Consider the following 22,064-nt stretch of genomic DNA (forward strand, 5'->3'; position numbering starts at 1 on the left):
ATATTAATAGAATATATTAATAGTTTTAATTTGTTATCATTTTTATACTTCTATTATAAATATATAAATAAGATATAATAAAAGTATCATTAAAATATTTTATTTATATTTTTTTAATTTATTCGTTGACTAATGATATTAAAATGATATAATAAAAGTAGCTTAAAAATATTAATTTAACCAAAAGGGGAGTTTAGAGAAATGACAAAAAATACAGAGAAAATTGTTCCGGTAATTGAATTAACTGTGGGAGCTGACATTGGAAATAGCTCAACGGAAATTGCAATTCAAAATGAAAATGGTGTGTATGAATATTTCACTCAATCAAGTGTTATTCATTCAAAACCATTACGCCCGGAAGAAGAAATCATTGATAGTATTTCAAAATCTTTAGATGAACTTTTAGATAATTTAGATGTATTTTTCGGTAGTGAAAAGTTAAATCTTAACCGTTATTATTCTGTTGGAACACAAGCAATTAAAAGTAATGCATCAATTAGAAACATGGATATTACACTATCAGATAAGGCAAACAACGATATTCCAATGATTACTTCAATTAGCATGTTAGCTGCCATTGCTTTAAAGAAGCATTATGCAGAAACAAATGAATTGCCTAATGATTTGGAAGCTAAAATTAATATGTGTACAGCTATACCGGCATCTGAATATACGGTAGCAAAAGCAAGAATGTTAGAGGATCGCTTCAAAGCTAGTCATACAGTAAAGCTATATATTGGTAGTGAAGTTATTACTGTGAATGTAAACATTATCAATTGCCGTGTTACCGAAGAAGGAAAAACAGCAATGTTGGCTTTCAGTGCTGCTAATGATGATATTTTTGATATTTATAAAGAAACATATGAAAATAAAGATAGTGAATTTTACGATGAAAGTTCTAATATCACATTAGATCAATTTTTAGAAAGTGAATCATTTCACTCTGATATTGGAGACGGAAGTACGGAGTTTACTTTTATAGATGGATTTAACCCTGTTAATTCTCATGGTGTAATGGCTGGCGTTGGCCATGTAACGGCAAATGCAATTGAAGAGTATAAAGCACGTTTAAATAACTCTGTGGTAGATGTACCTCGTCAATATTTTATGCAATTATTACGTAGCAATAAATCAAAATCAGCGTTGGCAAAAGAGGTTTTCGATTCGTCACTAAATGAGGCATCAACTGATATGTACACGAAAATGACTAATCAATATATGTCATTGACAAAAAGTGCTGCTGAATTTTTAGTTGTTCATGGTGGTGGTGCAAATGTTTTCAAAGACAAAATTTATTCTAAGTATGTTGAATTTGCTAATAGAGCAATGGCAAAAGTTTTATGGGTTCCAGAAAAATATGCAACTAAAATGAACTCAACTGGATTATTAGTATTAGCACAAAATATTTACGAAAATAAATAATAAAAATAAAGGCTAACAGTCCTGCTGTTAGTCCTTGTTTTCAATAATAGGAGTGTATCATTATGACAAAAAAGCCGAAGAACGGTATTTCTTTAAGAATTGATAATCAACCGTTAGAACGTCAAGAAAGACTAAATGAGTGGTTAAACGCTCAATCTAATAACACACAATCAATATTTAATTTGATTGACCATATGATAGATCGCTTTGGATATACGGACGTAACAAGTCACGAAATCAATAAAAAACTTTATTTAGAACGTATTACTTATGAGCAAACAGGAATACCAATTGCGCCAACGGCTCAACCTCAAACGACTACACATGCACACACACCTGTAGAGGATGCAGCACAAAGCGTTCCAGAAGTTTCAGAAGAAGCTGGAAGTACAAATGATGATGCTCATAAGGATTCTGGAGAAAACCCACAAACGAGTGTGTCAAACGATTCAAAACCACAACCGACAACTCGAAAAAATATTGATTTAAATGCGTTCTAATTTAATAATTTACCTTTTAAAAGATATGATTAATTTCATATCTTTTTTATATTATTTTTATATGATAGAAATTTCGTTTTACTATTAATATTTACAAACTATTATTTTTATAACTTTTTAATATCTTAATAATATCATTTAACTACTAATACTTTTTATCATTAAATTTTATATTAAATTTATATATTATTGGTAATCTATTTATATTAATTTTATATTATATGAAAATCTATGAAATTAATTTTCTATCTTTTATATATCATTTAAATATCTTTTTCATACTATATTAAACTTAAATTTTAAAATTAAATAAAAATAATATTATATTAATAGTATTGTACATTTTGATTTGTAGATAGGGGGATAGGCAATAACCTTTTAATTTTTAAGGATAAGGCCATTAGCAATAATTAATTGGTAAAGAGGGTTTAAAACGCTTCTCACGGCCATTAACATTATTTTGTGAGGTCTTGGTGTGCTTGGTTAAATTTATTTAAAAAAGCTACTGGAACGATCCAGCAGCTTAGTTAAAACATTAGTATTTTAAAGTCTCTTTGTCGAGAATTTGGCCGATTTCTCTTTCAAGCATTTGTACAGTGAAAATATCTCGGCTATTATATTTCATTTCAAGAAATTCTATTACTTCCTCGGGCTGCATCTTAAAGTATTTAAAGGTATCTGCTGACTTAATATGTGGCTTTATCCGTTCCAGAACGGATAATGTTGTAATGGCATCTTCTAAAGCTAAATTAATCGGAATAACGTTAGTGATCCAATGATAAGCATAAGAGGTAGGGGCTATATATTGCTTGATAGTATATTCTGTTTTCTCTTCGGTATTTTTCAAGTGAAAACTATAATTATGGCCATGCGTATAAGAAGGGGGTAATTGGCTTTCAATTTCATCTTTGGTAATAACAATCAATGCTCCCTTATACTCTTCGTAAAATCTTTCATCCAGCTGTATTAAACCTCCATCAAAAACAGCTTCGTCCAAAATTAGTAAATGTTCCGAACTACCGAAAACTTCTAATGCATATTGGAATTTTTTAGATACTTCTTTTTTATTTTGAGTTCCGATGTAAATAACTTCATCAAAGCCATACGAGCCGATTTCTTTTGCAAGTGTGGTTTTTCCGGTCTTATTTTTCCCTGTTATAAATATAGGTGCTCCAATATGTATAATAGCCCGGGCATACGTAACTAATTTTAACCGATTTGCTATATTTGGTATGTATTTCCCTAAATAATATATCTCGTTGCCATTGGTTAAAAACTTAACTTTTTCATTGGATTTTTGCTCTAATTTTACCTTTTCATGCTCTTGTAACTTAATTCCATAACCTGACGTTATACTCATAACTTTTGATAATTCTGTTTTTTCCAATGAAAACAATCCCTTCAATTTTAATTTTGGGTATCATAACGGGTACTCAAAGACATATAGCATAGCAGCAGCACTTGAAATTTAGGCACTTCAAAAAAGCAGACAAATAAAGCTTATACGCAACAATAAAAAGGCATAGTAATATACTGTAAAATTCCGAAAGGAAAAATATGGAAATAACCCGGGCCGGCCCCCATGTAAAAACGAAATAAACGCCCCGAATATAACAGCTGCCGAAAATATATTACGCCCTCTAATCAACTTCATAATGTTTTATATACTAAAATACTGGGGTACAAGTTAAAAAAATTTAGAAAATAGACTTGCATATCCCAATCCAGACCGTATGCTTGCAAAGCTTGCATTTAATAAGCGTAGCGCTAGTAACTTGCGTTAGCGAGTTACTACATTCTTTAAGTCTTTCTCGTAGTTTTTGTATACGTATATATTATTTAAATATGATTATTAGATTAAAAACATAGATTAAAGTAATGGGTGGGGCATGTTGGAATTGTCACAATTGTAACTACAATTACGACTATTCAACGCTCCCGATTTACCCATTTAATTGAGCTAATAGTTCTTTACGCTTGTACTCTAAATATTCTTTTTCTGACATACCTAATTGCTTTCTCTTGCTTTCCTCTCGTTCCTTTTCATTTAGCTCCATCTGTTTGTTTTCTGCATGAATCTTGTCCCAATGCTCATGTGAGCTTTTTAAAGTAGGGTTCTTTTCAATGCTTGCTTGTCTTTCTTTTTCTTGTTGTTCATATACTGCTAATAATTCTGCTTTTCTGTATGGATCAGTTTCGTTTTCAATAAGTGCTTCTGTAATAACGCCTACCTTTTTCCCTTGCTTCTTAGTGATTTCATGCTTTGTCATTTGGCGTTTTTCACCTGTTAACATTTGTAGATTGTCTTTCATTAACCAACTGTATAAAGCTGTATGATTAACGTTAGGGCGTTTCTTCGTAGGCTTGGCTGCTAATGCTTTTACAAATAACGTGAATGCGATTTCTTCGGCTTGCTGCTGTGATACCTTAACGTTCTTCATCATTTTTTTAACTGAACCATACGCAATTGCTACTAATTCATTCAAATTAATAGTAGATTCCATTTTTTTATATTGAATGTGCTTTACCATTTTTTTATATAATGATTGTTTTTCAGCTTGCTTCGCTTTACGTTCCATTTCCTTCTGCTCTTGCTCGTGGCGCTCTTTTTCAGCTTTGGTATGTGCTGCTTTAAGGGCTTTATTTTCGGCCCATTGACGAGCGTTAAATCCGAATTTCATAACAGGTGTCATACGTGCATATTCTTCTTCTAATAAACGTGCAATTTCTTCTTCTTCGGCTTCTGCTTTTGCAATCGCATAGGCTTTCACTTCATCATAACGGTTAAAAATTAAAACGTTTGCAGTTTTCGAATTTCTGCCCATTTTCAAACGTTTACCTTCGTGTTTATTTAAAAGACCAAAAGAATCTGCTTTGTTAACGGCTGCTCGCCATAAATCACGACTAAAACCATGTCCATATATTTTTTGGTATTCTTCATTTAATGTGTTGTATGAGGCATAACATACACCCGGGTGGATTACTGAAAACTGACGAATTAGGGTTAAAACTAATAATTGTTCCTTTGTGAAAAACTTTTTATACTCGGTCATTATCATTGACCATTGATTATCAAAATCTGGAACACTTTTAAACTTGCTGTATTTACTAAAATTAATACACTTGTCATTAAATAGTGCTGGCTTTTCTAATTTTAGATTGAACTCTGATTGAATCGAAATTACATTCCCAACTTGTACTGTTTTTGGGTTAGTTTTTACTGCTGCTAACATACGTTTATCCTCCTGGTAAACGCAAAAAGACGTTTTGCTCGTAACTGTCTAAATGATTACGATACAAAACGTCTTTTAAATGTTAAAAAAGTGTTTTTTTCACCACTTTTTAAAACTTCACACTTGAAAAATCCTTTAAAAGATATATAATAAGAGATATAATATAGCTTTATAGGTTCTATCATAGGTGAAGCCATTTTTTGCGACATGTTGCATCGTATGTCTGAGATACGATAAAACGAATGTTCAAGAGTTCCCGCTCTTTAATATTCGCTGCAAAGGATGGCTTTTCGCCTGTCTTTTTCCGTTCTTGTTAAGTTAGTTATTATTATAGCAAATAGTAACCAAAATTACCAATTATATTTTACTATTTTATGATAGTTCTATAAGACTATTTTTTATAGTGCCAGTGTTTAAATTACTAACTTATATAAATACTAATAAGCTATATTACACAATTCCCTACCATAAAAAGGATAGGGAATTGTTTTTTCAATATTTTTTCTGAATAGTTAAACTTTGGTACATTTTTAACAATTGGAAACAATTTTATTTTAATGTATGGCTAACTTCCAATTATTTAATGTTTTTTCTACAACGTCCCGGGCATCCAACGGGAATAATTCTTCGTTTAAATCTCCTGTATGTCCAGAAATATCTTCACACAACTGATCCACCGTTATATCACTTATAGAATACTCTTTATCTTCCGTTAAAAAATGCAATTCGGATTCAGTAGCAGCTATTAATTCCCCTTCACTTAATTCTAATTTAACGCCTATATCGGTAATAATTTTATACACGTTTATTTCTTCAAATATAAAACCTTCGGTGTCATAGATGCCATTCTGCGATAGAAATACTGTAGCATCCTCAACGCTATTAAACTTCATTTCATTATTTTCTACATCTAATAAATATTCCAATCCATTAATCGAAATGCCATTAATAGGACGGCCTACAATTATTTTTTTCTTTTGTGTATTCATTTTATTAGCTCCTTTTAGTTTTATTTTGAGCGCTCCTTTCGGAAACGCTCAAAAGGTTTAATCAATGTCGTTCCAATTCCTTAAAAATTAGATGGGTCTGTATCAACTTCACACCATGAATAACCTACGCCTCCTAGTCTTTCAAAAATTTCATTTTCATCTGCTACCATAATTGCCTCAATCATTTCTTCATGCTCTTTATCGTCCATATCTTCATCTGGATTCTCATTCCAAAAATCAGCAAGCCATACTCGCATATCTTGTAGTGTTTCGATTGAAAAGTCGTTTGTGTCTTGAATATCAAAGCGTTTGTATAGCTTTTCTTCTGTTGCTTTTTCGATTTTTGTTTTTAGGTTTGTCATTTTGTTTTGCCCCTGTCTTTTAATTTTGTGCGTTCCTTTTGTTAAGCGAATAAGAGAAGTCGAAAGGCTGAATTTTTCCCTTTCGGTAGGCCTCGCTCAATATTCAGTAGCACCGTTCTGTATAGACCGAAACGAAGTGAAGCCACGCCATTTTTTTAATCAAACTTGTTTGATGCCCTTAAAAAAATTGCCGTCTATACAGGTTGTGCCAGCTGTTCGGAGATAACGTGAGCTGTCCCTCACGTTAGAAACGTTACAGCTGTCTGATATATTAGCGTTCGCGTACGAAAGGAAAAATAAGCACATAAAAAGGACGTGAAACTTGTTCACGTCCTTACCTCTTTTAATCTTTTCTATTCTTTTCAATTCTTTTGTATTTCGTTTTTGATCTTCCATTGTCGTTCACTCGTTAAGAAAAGAACAGGAACTTATAATCTGTTGAGTTTGGCTGCTTGCTGCCATGCTCTACAGATTATTGTTATCGGGCTTTTTAGAGGGAAGCGAGATGCAATAAAAGCCCCATGCTTTAGCATGGCTGGCGTTATTAGCAGACCTTTAGGCAATCCCTAATAGCAGCATAGGGATTCCGTATGACTATTTTATAATTTTACTTTAGGCAATCTGAATTACAATTTTTAATAAATATTTCTATTTTTAAATAAAATTGTTAAAATTCAATTGTCATTTATCTACAATTTAGATATAATTAAACTAGAATCATTGAAAGGAGATAAATTATGAACCCATTTACTAAATTAACAGCTTTCGCAAATAACATTTTTACAGACGTGCTAGGCCTTGTTATTGCTGTTTTCTCAATCGGTATTCTTGTATGTGCTGTTGTCGTGTGGAAAGGTGACGAGCAAGCAGCAGAGAAGTTTAAAAAAGGTTTAATCATTAGTGTTATCGGTTTAGCTGTAGCAATTTTAGCGAAAGTTATCATTTCATATGTACGATCTGGATTAGCTTAATTATAGGGAGTGTTTGAATTGAACGATTCTATTAGTCAAAAGGATAGACTAAGGCAAGAATTGAAAGTTCAGCTTCCTGTGCCCATTGATTCAAAAAAGTATTTAATCGGAAATATAGCGTTCATTGATATTTTGCTAATGATTCCGTTCTTTTTACTTTCTTTGTTGATTGGGCTTATTTTTTTTAATCTAGGAATTTTGAATTTATATACAATGATTGTCTTGGGTTTGCCTGTAATTGGGGCGTTTTTAGCAATTACAACAAAACATCCAATTCGTAGAGAGTTGGCATTCTGGAAATATTATCTACTTTGGAACTATCAATATAGAAAACGTAATAAAGAATTTTTTATTGAGAAGGGGGCCTTAAAAATGACTTCCGATACTGATACAAGGGCCAAAATTGGAATTAAAAATGTATTTGCCAATTGTTATGAGACAACTGATAAATACTTTGTAAAGGTTTATGAGGTTGGAAGCCTAAATACATCACTGATGGATTTAGAAGAAGAAAGAGAGGTTTATAATGCCTTTAAAGGATTCATGACTACTTTGAACTTCATAAATGAGATTCAATTTGAACAAATTGCATCGCCTATTTCATTAGAACAGCACCTTATGAAAATCGAAAAGCGAAATTTAAGAGAGTCCAATCCAGTGAAAGTATTACTAAATCAAGGCTATGTAAAATCTTTAAATGACAATATCCAAAAATCACGTGAATTAATTACTCGAAAACGATATGTAATTTTCCGTGAAAAAATCGGTTCTAATCGAGAAAAATCATTAAATGAAATTTCTACAAAAGGGCAAATGTTAAAAAGTAAATTAGAAAATGTAACTTTTGCTTATACAACATTGCAAGTAACGGAATTAAAAAATGATGATCTAATTAAGCTCATGTTCGTATGTGTTGATTATGATAATGCTGTTTCCGTTGGGGATGAAATTATTAAACGGGCATCTGATAAAGCAGACTTCTCTATCGGTGAAGTAACAGCTAAGAACTTAATCGAAACATTACAGAAAAACTTAACTGAAAAAGTAAACTAACTTTTATATAGAAAGGGGCTTGTATATGTTAAAAAATCTTCTAGGTTTTTTTAGCAGCAATAAAGAAGTGGATGAAGGGCCAACTTTTGAAGAAAACTTTTATGAAGCAGACCAATACTTGTTACAGGCTCTTGCTCCCGATTATATAGCAGAGGGCGAAGATTATGTGCAACTTGGTTCTAACTATACACGGACGTTAATAGTAATGGACTTTCAAACGGTTTTAAGTCGAGAATCCATTCGTAACTTATCTGAAATTAACAGTAACGTTTCTATTACAACGTTTTTCACAAAAATGAGTAATAGCATTATCCGTAAAGAAATGGCAAAGGCCATTAAGCAAAACCGTATTCGACAAGCAGATTCCCAATTAGATGATGCAACAAAAGTCGAAGCCGAATATCAAAGTAATGATGCAAGAAGAGTTATTTTAGAAATGGCTAGTGGTAACGAACAAATGTACAACGGCCATTTATTAATTCATATCAATGCTAGGGACAAAGAAGAACTCGCTCGTTTAACTCAAAATGTTAAATCAATTGTAGGGTCAATTGGTACGGCCTATAACCCGAATAAAAAAGCTATGGATGCTTTCAATAGTTTCCTTCCTTTAGCTTCTAACAGTGTAAGTGATTTATCTAGTCGTTTAATGAATAGTGAAGCTGTTTCATTCTTCTTCCCATTCCATGAAAACGAAATGTTTGACGAACACGGTGACTTTATCGGAATTAATGAGAAAACAAAGAATGTCATTTTAGTAGATTCCAACAAATTATTAAATAAGCATAAATTCTACATAGGCGTGTCGGGTGTAGGTAAAAGTACAGCTGCATTTAATGACCTTGTAAAAGATTATCAAGCCGGTGTTTCTATCTATGTAAACGATCCGAAGGGCGAATTTGGAAGCGTATTTAAAAATATGGGTGGTCAATGGGTGAAGTTTGATATGGCTGGCACATCCAGAATTAACGCTTTTGATTTACCTACAAAACAAAAAACAATGATAGATGATGATATTGAATTAACGGAAAATCCAATTTTCAATAAGATACCGATTCTATTAGTTCGATTTAAATTAATGTTCCCGAAAATGGATATGACACAATATAACATTATCTCGGGTTTATTGGAGAAAACCTACGCAAAAGTAGGTATTAATGAGAATACCGATTTCTCACAATTAACAAATGAAGATTATCCTACTATGACAACATTCAATGAAGTTATCGAAGAATTAAAAGAGAAAGATATTCAAACATATGAATATATTCGTGAGTTTCATCTAGCAATTCAAATTTATACTACTGGAATTTACAGTAAATTATTTAACGGCTACACAAATGTTGACACGGAAAGCGATTTAATAAGCTATGATACATTAGCTTTCCAGCAAAATGAAGAGGTACAACGCATTATTTACTATGATGTAATGGCTCATTTAACAAACTTAGCAATCAATGGAGACGGTAGGCCGTTAAGGTTCTTTTTCGATGAAGGGCACGTTATAGCAGATCCAAAAATTCCTGTAGCAATGCAGCAGCTATTCTTTATGATGAAAGTTTTACGTTCTTTCAATGTTGGTGTATCAATTGCAACGCAATCTATTAATGACTTCTTATCGGCAAAAGATGATAAACGAAATTATGGTGAAGCCGTAATTAACCAATCAATTCAGTGTTTATATCTTCCGATTAAAAAAGCAGAAATCGACTTTATCGAACGTGAACTTGGCCAAAACTTCTCTGTAAAAGAACGTGCTATTTTAACCGTTCGGGAAGGTGAAAAAGAAAAGCAAGCCGGTAAAGGAATCCTTGTTGTTGGTTCTAAAAAAATTCAATGCCATATTCAATTGAATGATGTTGAAAAAGCTTTATGGTTTGAGAAAAAACATTACAGCGAAATAACGGTGTAGCGTATGGAAGAAAAGAAAGGTTTACTCGGTAGTGCTGCTCTTTTAGCTTTTAAATCACCTTTGTTAATTGCTATTGCTGCTATTTTCTTTATAGGTATTGGCTTCGTTCTAGTATTGGTATTAGCAACAAGCATGTTAGGTAGTGCCGGATTTAGCACTAAAGGAGATCAAAACTTAGTTGCTTTAGGTGGAGAATATTGTATTTATGATGTAGAGGACGATTATTTTAATAAAGTTAAGGATGCTACGGGTATTCCCAAAAGGGAACTAGATAAAATGTTTGAAGTAGCTGTTGATAAAAAAGTAGATATTGCTACTGTTCTTACAATTTTGCACATGGAGAGACGGCCTAGAACCGTTTCACAATTTGAATCTACAGCAAATTTTGTTTACTCATATATTTATCCGAATAACATGTTAAGCATTACTTCTATTGCAACCTATTTTGCTCCAGAAAGAGATTATGGCGTTGATTCGAATGGGAATCCTAGTAAGGGAGAGGACCCCGATTATATTCGGGATTTTGAAGAATTTTATGTTAAGCTTGGCCCTTCTATGTACTGTTTTGGTGAAAATGGTGAAGTCATAGGGGGAGAATCTGGTGGAGATTTAGGCGAGTATGTAAGTGGTGGAGAATTTAGTTCACCGATTACTAAACCTATTCGTATTACAAGTCCATTCGGTTATCGAGTTCATCCGGTAACTGGAAAATTAGCACACCATGATGGCGTAGACATTGCATGTAGAAATCCAGACCCAATATTAAGTGTAAAGCCCGGTAAAGTAGTTAGGACGGTCAAACATGCGACTTTAGGAAACTATGTAATGATAGACCACGGAAATAAAGTTCATACCGTATACGGCCACTTATCAAAGATTTTTGCCCGGGTTGGTGATACGGTGCAAGCTGGAACAAAGATAGGCGCTTGTGGTACTACGGGACGTTCAACCGGGGATCACTTACACTTTGAAGTTCATGTGAATGGTCAATGGAATACCCCTGTTGATCCTAGAGCTTACTTTTCATTTTAAAAGGGGTTGAAAAAATGAAGAAAAATTTAATTATGCTGTTTTTAGTCGTATTGACGATGTTTTCAGTTGTATTTTATAGCTTTGAAGTTAGAAAAACGACTGTTTTAAAAGAAGCAAATTCTGAATTAAATCAAGAAATAAAAGAGTATAAAACGACTTTTTCTTTAAATGAACAATCAGAAGAGTTTATTGAAAAAATGCATAATGGTGAGCACCTTAATTTATTGACTGATAAAGCGTATGCAGCTGCTCATTCTGTTGGGGCTGAATATGATGATACATATTCGGAATTTGACGATTTAACAAGTGAATTAACATTCCATATGTGTACAAGTAATTCTGAATCATCGGATGTATATACCTCTAGCTGCATTTATAGTTTTACTTCATTTCATAACCAAACTTTTTTAGTCGGAAAAACGTTAGGACAAGCAAGTTTGAAATGGATAAAAGAAAATGGGACTCTGAAAGTGGATGAATTTAATGTAGAGTTGTTAGATCAAAAACTCTTTGAGAACGGAGAATGAACATGAAAAAATTTATGGCTGTATTATTGTTTGTTTTGTTCTTCTCTTTCACAAGCAATATAGATGTAGGGTTTGCAGCAGAAGGAGATTTTTATAATAAATATAAAAGTGAAATTGATTCTATCTCACATGCTCCCAATTATACAGAAGTCTTAAAAAAGTATGATTCGGAAACAAAGTCATTTGAATGTGGGAAATTCGATATTTATTGTTTAAGCGTATCGGCTCAATTAGGTGTGGGAATCGGTTTAATGAACTTTATCATGGTGTTATTCCAGTACATGATTATTGACCCGAATTGGATTTTAAACGAGCCTATTTTCACGAAATACAAAGGCTATTTTGATAGTTTAACTTACTCACTCTTAGCTTTATTCTTTATTTGGCAAATTGCCGTGAACTATGCAAAAAACTTAACTCAAATTGAAGAAATGGACCAATTTTTAAATCAGAAAATCATTCAAATAGTCGGTGCTGTTTTTTTACTAGTAACCTACGATGAAATTTTCGGTTTAATTTTATCCGTACAATATGACATTACAAGTGCCGTTTTAAAGCTAGGAATCAATGAAGATCAATTTACTATCTTAGTAATGAAATATCAAAATATGTATTCTATTCTTTTCTCTCTTATTCTAGGCATTGTATTTTTAGTGTTTATAATAGCGATACTCTATCGCTTTGTCGCTTTTGGTTTCTTCTATATTATGGGGCCAATCGCTATTGTAACCATGCCTAATGAGGAATTTAATTATTTCAGTCTTTGGTTCAAGTATATTATCAATAACGTTGTAACGCTCTTTACACAATGTTTATGCTTATCGTTAGCTGTCTCGGCTATTACATTGCAATTCGGGATATTAAAAAGGCTGCCTGGGGGCGTAGATATTGTATTTGGAATTGTTTTATGTGGGGCGTTTTGTATATTCGCTTTAGTAATTCCGATGATTTTAGGCCAATTAGGGGCTTCTACAGGTACAGGTAAATCATTAGCTAAAATGATGCGTTTTGTTGCTATGAAACGCTAGTAAGAAAGGGGTTCATGTATGTATAAAATTTTTAATAAACTCGGCAACATTGAAATTAAGAATGATACATTAACGTATCGTATTGAAATTGAACATGTAAACGATGATATTGCTGAAATCGAAAAGTCATATAAACAAAAAATTATTGAAGCTCAAACGGATGCGATAATTCCACCGTCCAACATTGAATTTAAGAATCGCTTTTTATTGGTTCATTACAATATGAAGAATTATCAAAGCATTAACCAATTACGTGAAAATAATTTATATACAAATATCACTTATTTTAACTCATTAATTTATTTGGCAAAATTATATGAGCAAGGCTTAAATTTTAGCTTTGACCGTTTAAACTTTGTTGTTGATGCAGCTGAAGAAAAAGTGAAAATCTTTTTCGTAGAAACTAGTCAGATTAAAGTTTACGAGCAAGTAGATAATATTGTACATGAAGTGCGTAATTTAATTACTTCTACTCTAACTACAGAAAATGAATTTAAGTCCTTACCGAAACGCTCTGTATTTATTGATGCAAGCGACAACAATATAAATTTCGTTGAGCGCTTATTCAAAATCGAAACATTAGATGATTTAGAAATCTTTTTAGATACTATCTTTTTAGAATTAACCGAAGAAGAATCAATTGCTGCTGAAAATGAAGCTGCTGAACTGGAAGCTCAAACAAAGGGCAAAGGAAAGAAGAAAGTTAAAAAGAAAAAAGTCACTAAAAAAAGTGCTCCTGTTGCTTATGGTCAAAAGAAAAAGCCGGTGAGCAAAACAGATACAATGTTGAAATATAGTTTAATCGGGCTTGGGGTAATTGGTTTGTTATTTATTTCAACGCTTTTCCTACCCGATCCGAATAAAACTCAAACAGATATGGCTACGGCCTTTGCAACGCCATCAGAAGCCGAAAATCAAATAATTGAAGCATATAGAGCTGTTTATAAATCGGATGTAGATGAAAGTTATCAGTTATTAGAAAATCTCGATGCTGACCTTATTACAAAAGATGATACTTCAATGTTAATAGATGTATATTATCGAAATGACAAAAGCGTTGAATTAATAAAGAAATATCCATTTATAGCAAACGAGTACATTACGTATTTAATTAGTAGAGACTTAATTAGTCAAATCGGGACAATATTTGAAGATGTAGAAATTGACAATCCTTATATTAACTTTGAAATTGCATATTTAAATAATGACCATGATAACGTATTATTATATAAAGACCAGATCGAATTAAATCCACGTAGACACACACAAATTGTAACATCACTGATTCGTGCCGGTGAAAATAAAATGGCTTTAGAATTTGCAAAAGAAACAAAAAATCCAGACTTAATTAAGATGGCCGAACAAGCCGGAATATAAAAAGGGAAAGGCTGGCTGAAACTTGTGAAAAGGCGAGTAACGAGAGAAGGAAGAGTAAATATTCCAATTGACTATTTAAAAACTTTTGGTATCAAATACAATGATTATGTCGATGTAAGCCATAATGATACGGAAATTATCATTAGAAAGTTGCCAAAAGAAGGGTTTTGTCCAATTACAAATAAAGTCTTTCCTAAAAACGAATTAACTAAAATTGGAGAAACTACAATTAGCAATGAAGGAATGAAGTTACTCGAAGATTACTTAAAAAAAAATAAGTAAAAAATTATCTGCCTAATTTAAATGTATTAGGCTTTTTTTATTTGAAAAATAAAAAATGAGAACTATATAATAGCCCTCATTTTCTTCATCTTCTATGAAATTTTATGCTGCCTATAGCTTCTGCAAATAAGGACATATACATATTAGCTCTGTACCATACATGATAAAAGAAATTATAGTTTTCTTTTACATATGCCAATCCGTCCATATAGGCATCCTTTTCTAACTTATAATGATTTTCTTTTGAGTTTTCTTTGATTAGCCCTAAAGCTAATTGTTCTGCATGAAATAGTTCATGCCTTTTAACGACATTATAATAATAGCCCTTTGGATTTTCTTCTTTATATATAAGTACATAAACGATATGATTTTTCGTTGCTTCTAAATCCTTAAAATACCTTTGAATATCAATATATCCATGAGAACTTTTATTCAACTTATTTTGTTTTCTATACCGTTTTGCTTCTTTGCCATGTAGAACACGTATTGTTAAATGCCCTTTTTTAATTTCTTCCATGAAATTTTATTTCATTTCTGAAATTTTTTCTTCAATTACAAAGTCTTGATCTAAAAAAAGTAAATTAGTTCGTGTAATAGGCACTTCAACGATACCGTTCTCTGTCTCAATTTTACGTACACCAATTTTTTCTACATGGTCAAATTCAACTGCTGCTGGCTTTGTTGCAGCTGCAAGCTCTACAGCAAGTTCATATGTGAAATCTGCTTCGCCTAATTTTTCTGTTACTAACATAGCAAAATTAATAATAGTTGGGAGCAATGTTTCTGTATGGATTTGCTCAACTATGTACTGGCCAATAAATGTTTCATCCTTCGACTGTACAAAATAGTAACAATTAAATTTATTTTCTTCTAAAATAATTGAACTCGAAATATCAAACTTTATATTTTTTGGTTGGATAAAAAATACGTGGTTAATCTTTGCTGTTCTATTCAATTCTTCGGAAATAACCATATCAATAGGTTTATTTAAACTTTCAAATTTTATTAATGAGTTTGTACGCTTCATTTTAATGCCTCCAATTTTTAATTAATACCAATTCACTATTTTAAAGCCTTTAGGAATTTTCATTTCGGCTTCTGTAAAACAAGATTCAATAGTTGAACTGCTTATAGTAATAGTTTCGACTTCATTTTCTTTTTCATAAACAAAAGTCATTAAAATCATTTTTAAAAAAACCTCCTTTCTTTTATATTTCGGTTCAATATTATTGGTTAGGAATTAGATTGTATATTTCCAGATATTCATTGAAGTGTCTTAACATTTCTTTCATTCTGCCATCGGCTTTAGGGCGATCCGTTGTACCTTTGCCTCCATATTCAGCATAATTAGTTGGAATGTCAGTTACGCTTTCCTCGGCCTTTAACGCTAGTTTGAAGGATTCGGCCCACTGATAAAATACATCCGGTTCAATATTCTTCTCGATTGCTTCCATAGCTGTTATGACTGTCATAGGGAAATTTACTTTCTTTAAAAGCACTCGTTCTTTTTTAGGGAATACTTCAATTAAATACTCAAAGGCTTGGCTTACCTTATCAAAGTATTCTAATTTATTTTCTGTATCTGCTTTGAACGTAATTGAATATTGAGATACAACATTTTGAGAAACATTTTTATAAGGATACTTATTTTCCTTCATCATAATTGTTTGAATGATAGCCGTAATATGTGCATCCGATTTTAATTGTGTTGGTGAAAAGGCTGCCAATTCTCTAACTAATGGGTGCTCTCCAATTTCATTTAATCGAACACTCCAACCGATCCCCATTAAGGACTTAGCCTTTTGTTGTGGCGTTAATGGCGTACTAGAATTTAATCGGTAAAATAAATCTTCAACTTCATCATCTGAAACCTCTTCACTATCAAATGAATAATTTGAAATTGTACATCCTAAAATAGCATCCTGTACCTCAATATCAAGTTCATCAAAATATCTGTTTGCCATTTCAAACTCTTCATCTTGCAATGTAACGGTAGGCGTACTGGCATCTAAAGCATATTCGCCACGACAATATGAAAAAATTGAAGTCAATCGTTGTTTGCCATCAAGTACATAACGGACTTTTGCATTTTCCATTACAACATGCCCTTCCTTCATAATAACTTCACCGTCTTTTGTATGGGCTTCTCTATCTATCTTCACTATTAAATGAAAGATAGCCGGAACTGGTATACCTTGTGCTAATGAATGGATTAAGTAAGATTTTTGCTCGGGTTTCCATACCCCGGCTGGGCGTTGAATAGGATAATCAAAAAGTATATTTCGTTTTTTCTCCATCGTTAAAAGCTGCCTTACATTCCATCCGTTTTGTTGTGGTGCTTGCATTGCGTTCGCCTCCAATTAATTTATTTGATATAAATGTACATTCTCTTATCGTTGTAAACTTCCCCCATTGAGCACAAACCGTTTAAAAATTCTTCTGTAATCTTTTTTGGAAGAAATCCCGTTCTCTCCAGGATTATATTTTCAAGTGCAAACTTTTGTTTCGTCACTTTGTAATATTCATCTTTTATTGGGTGCAGCATTTTTTTCATTTCTTCATCTAATTCAATTTTGTTATAGCGCTCTAATGTTGATTTGTAATGAAACCACATTTTATTCGTTTCACGTAAAGAATAAAATAAAGTGATTGTATCGGTTTTCAACATTTGTTTAGTTGTTAATACTGCTGACGGATCAACGTATTCTGGAACGAATTGTTTACGTTTACGGTCAAAGCTTGTCTCTTCTTCTGTGAAATCCATTTCACAAAAAGTACATGAGAAATATTTAACCTCTTTAAATTCGCCCTCAAAAATTAATTCAGTCCCGCAATATTTACAAGTACGCATTATAATCACTCTTTCAAATTAGATTTTTTTAAAAACTCCATTACTGTACTTTCTTTCCAATATGGCGTTTTATTTATTATTAAGTCGGCCCCGGGAATCTTTTTACCTCTTTTGAAATAAACATTGATATTCCCCTGTTTAAAGGGCTTTCCAGTTTTTTCTTCAATTATTTTTGCAAACATCGTTTGAGTTATTAAAGTTTCATTTTTCAAAAGATTGTCATTGTATATACTTTTTTCAATGCTTCGCATTAAATCAGTTTCTTTCTGGAAGTATTCAACAATGATATTCAAGGCGAATAATAAATCTTCATCCGTTAAATATTGGTAAAGCGTATTTAAAGAAAATTGATATTCTTTCGGGTCGTTAATGAATAAAGCCAACTGATAAAAAACAAACTCTTTATTCGAAAAGACAACTTCCTCCAAATTTTTTATTTTCTTCTCCACATTTGGGAATCTCTCAAAAATTTTCTGTAAACCTTCCACCCAATTACCACCTTAAAAAAATTTATACACTATTTGTATCTAATACCATTATAATACAGTTTCGTGATATATACAAGTATTTTGTAGTGAATAACTACAATTATTTTTAGCAATGTGTAAATTAAAAGTACACCTTTATTTATCTTTCATTTAAAGGCCTTTACGCTCGTTAATGAGTAGTGTAAAATTTAAACTGTATAATAACTAATTATCAATATCACAATATATTTGTTAATTTAAGGATGTGAAAGCTTATGATTATCGGTTATGCTCGTGTTAGTTCAAAAGAACAGAATTTACAACGTCAGATAGAAGCACTGGAACAATATGGCTGCGAAAAAATTTTCACTGAAAAAGAATCAGGCAAAGATTTTAATAATCGTGCCGTTTATCAAGCTTTAAAAAAGAAGCTTCGATTTGGTGATATATTCGTAGTTAAAGATTTATCTCGTTTTGGTCGAACAAAAGTTGACATCATAAATGAATGGAAATGGTTTCAAGAAAACGAAATAGATATTATCATTTTAGATATGCCGATTTTAAATACTACCAATTATAAAAATGTGGAAGGGATCGGCACTCTAGTTAGTGATATTGTTTTAAATTTACTTAGTTGGATGGTTGAAGAAGAACGAACTCGTATTAAAAAGGCTCAAGCCGAAGGTATTAAAATTGCAAAGGAACAAGGAAAATACAAAGGTCGTCCCGTGAAATATTCAGCAGACGCAACGGGTCAAGACAAGGTTATTTATGATACGATTATTCGTATGCTCAATAACAACAGTACAATAATGGATATTCATAGATACACAAATGTTTCCAGACCAATTATTTATAAAATTCGAGACGAATTAAATGAAGCTGCAACTGTATAAATAGCAAAATTCTTCAAATAAGGCGTTGTAATTTCGACTTGAGACGATTTGAGAAATGATTTTCACGTACTCATGTATTCTCGATTACAATTATTAATAGGGTTATTTGCAGCTGTAGCCCCATTTAAAGAAATAAAAGAACCCGGCCCTGTATTTCTAACCGGGTTTCTTTTTTTATAGTAGCTCTGTCCAGAAAGCTTGTTCGTTATCGTACATTTCCAGATATTCAACTTCTGAAAATTTTTTATGTAAACATTCTTTTGAACAATACCAATCCGTGTCATCCACTAAAAATCCATTATCTAATAAATCCTCACACTCTTTGCACTCTCGGGCAAAATCTTCAAAATAAAGATTTTTAATGACTTCATAATTATAATTTGAAAAGGCTTGATAGTTTTCGATTGGGAAAAAGTCGGCTTCTTCCTCATATTCTTTTTCACTTAAAATAATATACACCGGGCGAACACTATCTTTATGACTTCCATTTTCATCTTCAATTTGTCGTGCTTGTTTTTCATTTTTATAGGCTACATCAAAAATTGCATGGAACTGATAAATTTTATAAATTACGTGTTCATCTTTTAAGTTTTCTGTATTTGTTGTTTTATTCATTTTGTTTTTGCCCCTGTCTTTTTTAATTTTGTGCGTTCCTTTTGTTAAGCGAATAAGAGAAGTCGAAAGGCTGAATTTTTCCCTTTCGGTAGGCATAGCTCAATATTCAGTAGCACGTTCTGTATAGACCGTAACGAAGTGAAGCCACGCCATTTTTTTTAATCAAACTTGTTTGATGCCCTTAAAAAAAATTGCCGTCTATACAGGTTGTGCCAGCTGTTCGGAGATAACGTGAGCTGTCCCTCACGTTAGAAACGTTACAGCTGTCTGATATATTAGCGTTCGCGTACGAAAGGAAAAATAAGCACATAAAAAGGACGTGAAACTTGTTCACGTCCTTTCCTCTTTTAATCTTTTCTATTCTTTTCAATTCTTTTGTATTTCGGTTTTGATCTTCTATTGTCGTTCACTCGTTAAGAAAAGAACAGGAACTTATAAGCTGTTGAGTTTGGCTGCTTGCTGCCATGCTCTACAGCTTATTGTTATCGGGCTTTTTAGAGGGAAGCGAGATGCAATAAAAGCCCCTTGCTTTAGCATGGTGGCGTTATTAGCAGACCTTTAGGCAATCCCTAATTAATTGATTTATTAGCTCTCTGTTAGTATAACTTTTAATGCCCAAACTAAATTGTCTGCATCGATTATTGATGCTTGGTAACTTTTACTTTTAGTATCAAAATAATAAATTTTAACACCCCATCTATTAGCTATTATTACCTGTACAGATGAACTATCCTTAAGAATTTTAATTGATTTAAAATAATCTCCATTTATGGAATTTGCAATAAGGTTCACAAAATGTCGATTAGTAATATTTAACAAATAATCAAAATCAAACTCTCCTTGACCATCTTTAGACCAAACCATTTCCGTCATAATTAGCATTCCTTTCATTGGAAATTAGGGTTCTACTACTAAAAAGTATTGAGTTAGTATATTAGCTCCTATTAGTTCCGTTTTTAACTATATAATTGGCTTGGGAATCAATATGAGTTATATTAGTTAAATTTAATTTCTGAGGATAAAAATTATCATCCTCTAAAGATAAAGCGTACTTTTCTGCTGTGCTCTCGTACCAATAAGGCGTTCCATTAATCGTTAAATCTGCTGCCGGCATTTTCCCTCGCTTATAATAAGTATTCAGTTTTCTAATATCAAAATTATGGCCATAAGAAGAAAGAATATCTGCAAAAATCTTTTGGTTAATAATCGGATCACTTTCACGTTGGAAAACAAAATTAGTCGTAGGCTCTAAATACTTTTCTGATAATGCTGCAATCACTAATATTCTTGTTTTTTCTTGCAATGATTTTAATTTAGAAAAATCATACACATCACCTTTTTTAAACTGTTCCAAAATTTCATTAAGGATTTTTAAATCTTCGATATTTTGCTCTGTCACCATTTTTTCTAATAGTTCTCTGTACATTAGAAAACCTCCTTTTTCAATTGTTTGTATTAATAAACTGAACTTTGTTTATACTGCTTTTTACACGGTATGATAGATTGAGTAGGCTATATATAGCCTACTTAACAATCTTCTCATTTCAAGGCGCTTCTAATTCTTCATCAAAAACAATCTTTACTTTTATAAAATCAATTGCCGGATAATGCATGATAATTAAGTCTTTACGAGTAGTGGACTTGTCATAGCCATTATGTCCAATGGGTTCATTTAGATAATTTTCTTCAAGAATGAGAGCATCTTCAAATGGGCCTGTTGCTATAACTGGAATTATTACGATGATCCAATTTATTGAAGTCACATAATTAGAATCATTTACTTTTAATACATAGCGTTTTATAAAAATCACTCCAATAAGGACATTAAATCAATTTTCAAATCTAATAATAATAGCTTGATTCATGGCAACTATATATTTCGGCTCTAATGTATTGATACATTGCAGCAAGTGAAATCCTTTGTAGCCATTCCATAAATGCATTGCCAATCGCCCTAAATGCTTCATAGAATCCGTTAAATCATAATCAATAACATAACGTTCTTGTTCTTCTTCTGTTACGCCAAAAAGGGTATAAGCATCTTCTGAAAACTTACATTCATAATCAAAAATCCAATCTATAGGTGTTTCAAAAGCGTGATAGCGATTTTGAATCTTTTTAAAAATCATAGGGATTGCCAATATATAAAGTGCCGATGCATATTCTTTATCATTTTTAGCTAATGGCCACTTTTCTAAAAGTAAGTCATAATTTTCTTCATGTTCACTATCTAAGAAAGTAAATAATCGTTGTTTTTCTCTGGGTACATTCCTTTGCAGCTTTATTAAAGGTATAGCTGCATTTTTTGTTTCATTAAAAATTTCGACAATGGAACTCTTTTCAATTTCAATAAATTTGTCGTGCAAATAATCGTGAATAATAATATGAATTTCATTTTGACTTTCAAAAAATACATTGCTATAACTCACACCCGTATTCGTATCGACAAAAACTTTATCGCCTTTATTTAAATTACTTAAAAATGATAAGTTAAACATAGCTATAATATCCTCCCTGTAATAAGCATTTGAATATGTGTTAGCCGTT

The 22,064-nt window shown here is 32.0% G+C and carries 26 protein-coding genes; 11 read left to right on the forward strand and 15 right to left on the reverse strand.

Annotation, left to right across the window (positions count from 1 at the left end):
- Positions 1-201: 201 nt before the first annotated feature.
- Together MKX73_RS19170 and MKX73_RS19175 are read left to right on the forward strand one after the other, a co-directional pair.
- Positions 202-1,422: a ParM/StbA family protein gene (locus MKX73_RS19170; protein ID WP_340718969.1), complete on the forward strand. Its 1,221-nt coding sequence runs from the start codon at positions 202-204 to the stop codon at positions 1,420-1,422.
- A gap of 62 nt (positions 1,423-1,484) precedes the next feature.
- Positions 1,485-1,922 (forward strand): hypothetical protein, encoded by a 438-nt coding sequence (locus MKX73_RS19175; RefSeq protein WP_340718970.1) that lies wholly within the window; start codon positions 1,485-1,487, stop codon positions 1,920-1,922.
- A 535-nt stretch (positions 1,923-2,457) separates the two neighbouring features.
- Here MKX73_RS19175 and MKX73_RS19180 read toward each other — a convergent pair.
- The 4 genes from MKX73_RS19180 to MKX73_RS19195 all read right to left on the reverse strand — a co-directional run bounded on the left by MKX73_RS19180 (position 2,458) and on the right by MKX73_RS19195 (position 6,506).
- A complete protein-coding gene (locus MKX73_RS19180; protein ID WP_340718971.1) occupies positions 2,458-3,309 on the reverse strand; it encodes an ATP-binding protein in 852 nt (283 codons plus the stop codon).
- A gap of 556 nt (positions 3,310-3,865) precedes the next feature.
- The gene (locus MKX73_RS19185; RefSeq protein ID WP_340718972.1) at positions 3,866-5,155 is read right to left on the reverse strand and encodes a hypothetical protein; all 1,290 of its coding nucleotides are present in this window, start codon (positions 5,153-5,155) and stop codon (positions 3,866-3,868) included.
- A gap of 554 nt (positions 5,156-5,709) precedes the next feature.
- Positions 5,710-6,144: a hypothetical protein gene (locus MKX73_RS19190; protein ID WP_340718973.1), complete on the reverse strand. Its 435-nt coding sequence runs from the start codon at positions 6,142-6,144 to the stop codon at positions 5,710-5,712.
- An 80-nt stretch (positions 6,145-6,224) separates the two neighbouring features.
- Positions 6,225-6,506, reverse strand: coding sequence for a hypothetical protein (locus MKX73_RS19195; protein WP_340718974.1), 282 nt, complete (start codon positions 6,504-6,506; stop codon positions 6,225-6,227).
- Between the two features lie 737 nt (positions 6,507-7,243).
- Between MKX73_RS19195 and MKX73_RS19200 the strand changes: the two genes are divergently transcribed.
- The 8 genes from MKX73_RS19200 to MKX73_RS19235 are packed head-to-tail and all read left to right on the forward strand — an operon-like array spanning position 7,244 to position 14,688.
- Positions 7,244-7,477 carry a hypothetical protein gene (locus MKX73_RS19200; RefSeq protein ID WP_340718975.1) on the forward strand — a complete coding sequence of 78 codons (234 nt, stop codon included), beginning with the start codon at positions 7,244-7,246 and terminating at the stop codon, positions 7,475-7,477.
- Positions 7,478-7,495: 18 nt separating this feature from the next.
- Positions 7,496-8,530 carry a hypothetical protein gene (locus tag MKX73_RS19205; protein WP_340718976.1) on the forward strand — a complete coding sequence of 345 codons (1,035 nt, stop codon included), beginning with the start codon at positions 7,496-7,498 and terminating at the stop codon, positions 8,528-8,530.
- Between the two features lie 25 nt (positions 8,531-8,555).
- Positions 8,556-10,442, forward strand: a complete 1,887-nt coding sequence (locus MKX73_RS19210) for a VirB4 family type IV secretion system protein (RefSeq protein ID WP_340718977.1) — start codon at positions 8,556-8,558, stop codon at positions 10,440-10,442.
- 3 nt (positions 10,443-10,445) lie between these two features.
- Positions 10,446-11,474: a M23 family metallopeptidase gene (locus MKX73_RS19215; protein WP_340718978.1), complete on the forward strand. Its 1,029-nt coding sequence runs from the start codon at positions 10,446-10,448 to the stop codon at positions 11,472-11,474.
- A gap of 14 nt (positions 11,475-11,488) precedes the next feature.
- The gene (locus tag MKX73_RS19220) at positions 11,489-12,001 is read left to right on the forward strand and encodes a hypothetical protein (RefSeq protein ID WP_340718979.1); all 513 of its coding nucleotides are present in this window, start codon (positions 11,489-11,491) and stop codon (positions 11,999-12,001) included.
- Positions 12,002-12,003: 2 nt separating this feature from the next.
- Positions 12,004-13,029 (forward strand): conjugal transfer protein TrbL family protein, encoded by a 1,026-nt coding sequence (locus MKX73_RS19225; protein ID WP_340718980.1) that lies wholly within the window; start codon positions 12,004-12,006, stop codon positions 13,027-13,029.
- 18 nt (positions 13,030-13,047) lie between these two features.
- Positions 13,048-14,406 carry a hypothetical protein gene (locus tag MKX73_RS19230; protein WP_340718981.1) on the forward strand — a complete coding sequence of 453 codons (1,359 nt, stop codon included), beginning with the start codon at positions 13,048-13,050 and terminating at the stop codon, positions 14,404-14,406.
- 24 nt (positions 14,407-14,430) lie between these two features.
- Positions 14,431-14,688, forward strand: a complete 258-nt coding sequence (locus MKX73_RS19235) for an AbrB/MazE/SpoVT family DNA-binding domain-containing protein (RefSeq protein WP_340718982.1) — start codon at positions 14,431-14,433, stop codon at positions 14,686-14,688.
- An 85-nt stretch (positions 14,689-14,773) separates the two neighbouring features.
- Here the strand turns inward: MKX73_RS19235 and MKX73_RS19240 are convergent, their stop codons facing one another.
- The 6 genes from MKX73_RS19240 to MKX73_RS19265 are packed head-to-tail and all read right to left on the reverse strand — an operon-like array spanning position 14,774 to position 18,027.
- Positions 14,774-15,205, reverse strand: a complete 432-nt coding sequence (locus MKX73_RS19240) for a hypothetical protein (protein WP_340718983.1) — start codon at positions 15,203-15,205, stop codon at positions 14,774-14,776.
- A gap of 6 nt (positions 15,206-15,211) precedes the next feature.
- The gene (locus tag MKX73_RS19245; RefSeq protein ID WP_340718984.1) at positions 15,212-15,715 is read right to left on the reverse strand and encodes a hypothetical protein; all 504 of its coding nucleotides are present in this window, start codon (positions 15,713-15,715) and stop codon (positions 15,212-15,214) included.
- Between the two features lie 21 nt (positions 15,716-15,736).
- Positions 15,737-15,874 (reverse strand): hypothetical protein, encoded by a 138-nt coding sequence (locus tag MKX73_RS19250; protein WP_340718985.1) that lies wholly within the window; start codon positions 15,872-15,874, stop codon positions 15,737-15,739.
- Between the two features lie 40 nt (positions 15,875-15,914).
- Positions 15,915-17,033: a DUF262 domain-containing protein gene (locus MKX73_RS19255; protein ID WP_340718986.1), complete on the reverse strand. Its 1,119-nt coding sequence runs from the start codon at positions 17,031-17,033 to the stop codon at positions 15,915-15,917.
- Positions 17,034-17,053: 20 nt separating this feature from the next.
- On the reverse strand, positions 17,054-17,539 hold the full coding sequence (locus MKX73_RS19260) for a hypothetical protein (protein WP_340718987.1): 486 nt from the start codon (positions 17,537-17,539) through the stop codon (positions 17,054-17,056).
- 5 nt (positions 17,540-17,544) lie between these two features.
- Positions 17,545-18,027 (reverse strand): hypothetical protein, encoded by a 483-nt coding sequence (locus tag MKX73_RS19265; RefSeq protein ID WP_340718988.1) that lies wholly within the window; start codon positions 18,025-18,027, stop codon positions 17,545-17,547.
- Positions 18,028-18,281: 254 nt separating this feature from the next.
- Here MKX73_RS19265 and MKX73_RS19270 point away from each other — a divergent pair, with 254 nt between their 5' ends.
- Entirely contained in the window at positions 18,282-18,902 is a 621-nt protein-coding gene (locus MKX73_RS19270) for a recombinase family protein (protein WP_445783333.1), read from the forward strand.
- Positions 18,903-19,076: 174 nt separating this feature from the next.
- On the opposite strand, the gene MKX73_RS19275 is transcribed toward MKX73_RS19270, so the two are convergent.
- From MKX73_RS19275 to MKX73_RS19295, 5 genes are all read right to left on the reverse strand, one after another.
- Positions 19,077-19,517, reverse strand: a complete 441-nt coding sequence (locus MKX73_RS19275; RefSeq protein ID WP_340718989.1) for a hypothetical protein — start codon at positions 19,515-19,517, stop codon at positions 19,077-19,079.
- A gap of 585 nt (positions 19,518-20,102) precedes the next feature.
- Positions 20,103-20,390 carry a hypothetical protein gene (locus tag MKX73_RS19280; RefSeq protein ID WP_340718990.1) on the reverse strand — a complete coding sequence of 96 codons (288 nt, stop codon included), beginning with the start codon at positions 20,388-20,390 and terminating at the stop codon, positions 20,103-20,105.
- A 61-nt stretch (positions 20,391-20,451) separates the two neighbouring features.
- Positions 20,452-20,943 carry a hypothetical protein gene (locus tag MKX73_RS19285; RefSeq protein ID WP_340718991.1) on the reverse strand — a complete coding sequence of 164 codons (492 nt, stop codon included), beginning with the start codon at positions 20,941-20,943 and terminating at the stop codon, positions 20,452-20,454.
- Positions 20,944-21,061: 118 nt separating this feature from the next.
- Positions 21,062-21,328: a hypothetical protein gene (locus tag MKX73_RS19290; RefSeq protein ID WP_340718992.1), complete on the reverse strand. Its 267-nt coding sequence runs from the start codon at positions 21,326-21,328 to the stop codon at positions 21,062-21,064.
- Positions 21,329-21,346: 18 nt separating this feature from the next.
- Entirely contained in the window at positions 21,347-22,015 is a 669-nt protein-coding gene (locus MKX73_RS19295) for a DUF2538 family protein (RefSeq protein WP_340718993.1), read from the reverse strand.
- Positions 22,016-22,064 lie beyond the last annotated feature (49 nt).

This window comes from Solibacillus sp. FSL W7-1436, assembly GCF_038007305.1.
Lineage (GTDB): Bacteria > Bacillota > Bacilli > Bacillales_A > Planococcaceae > Solibacillus.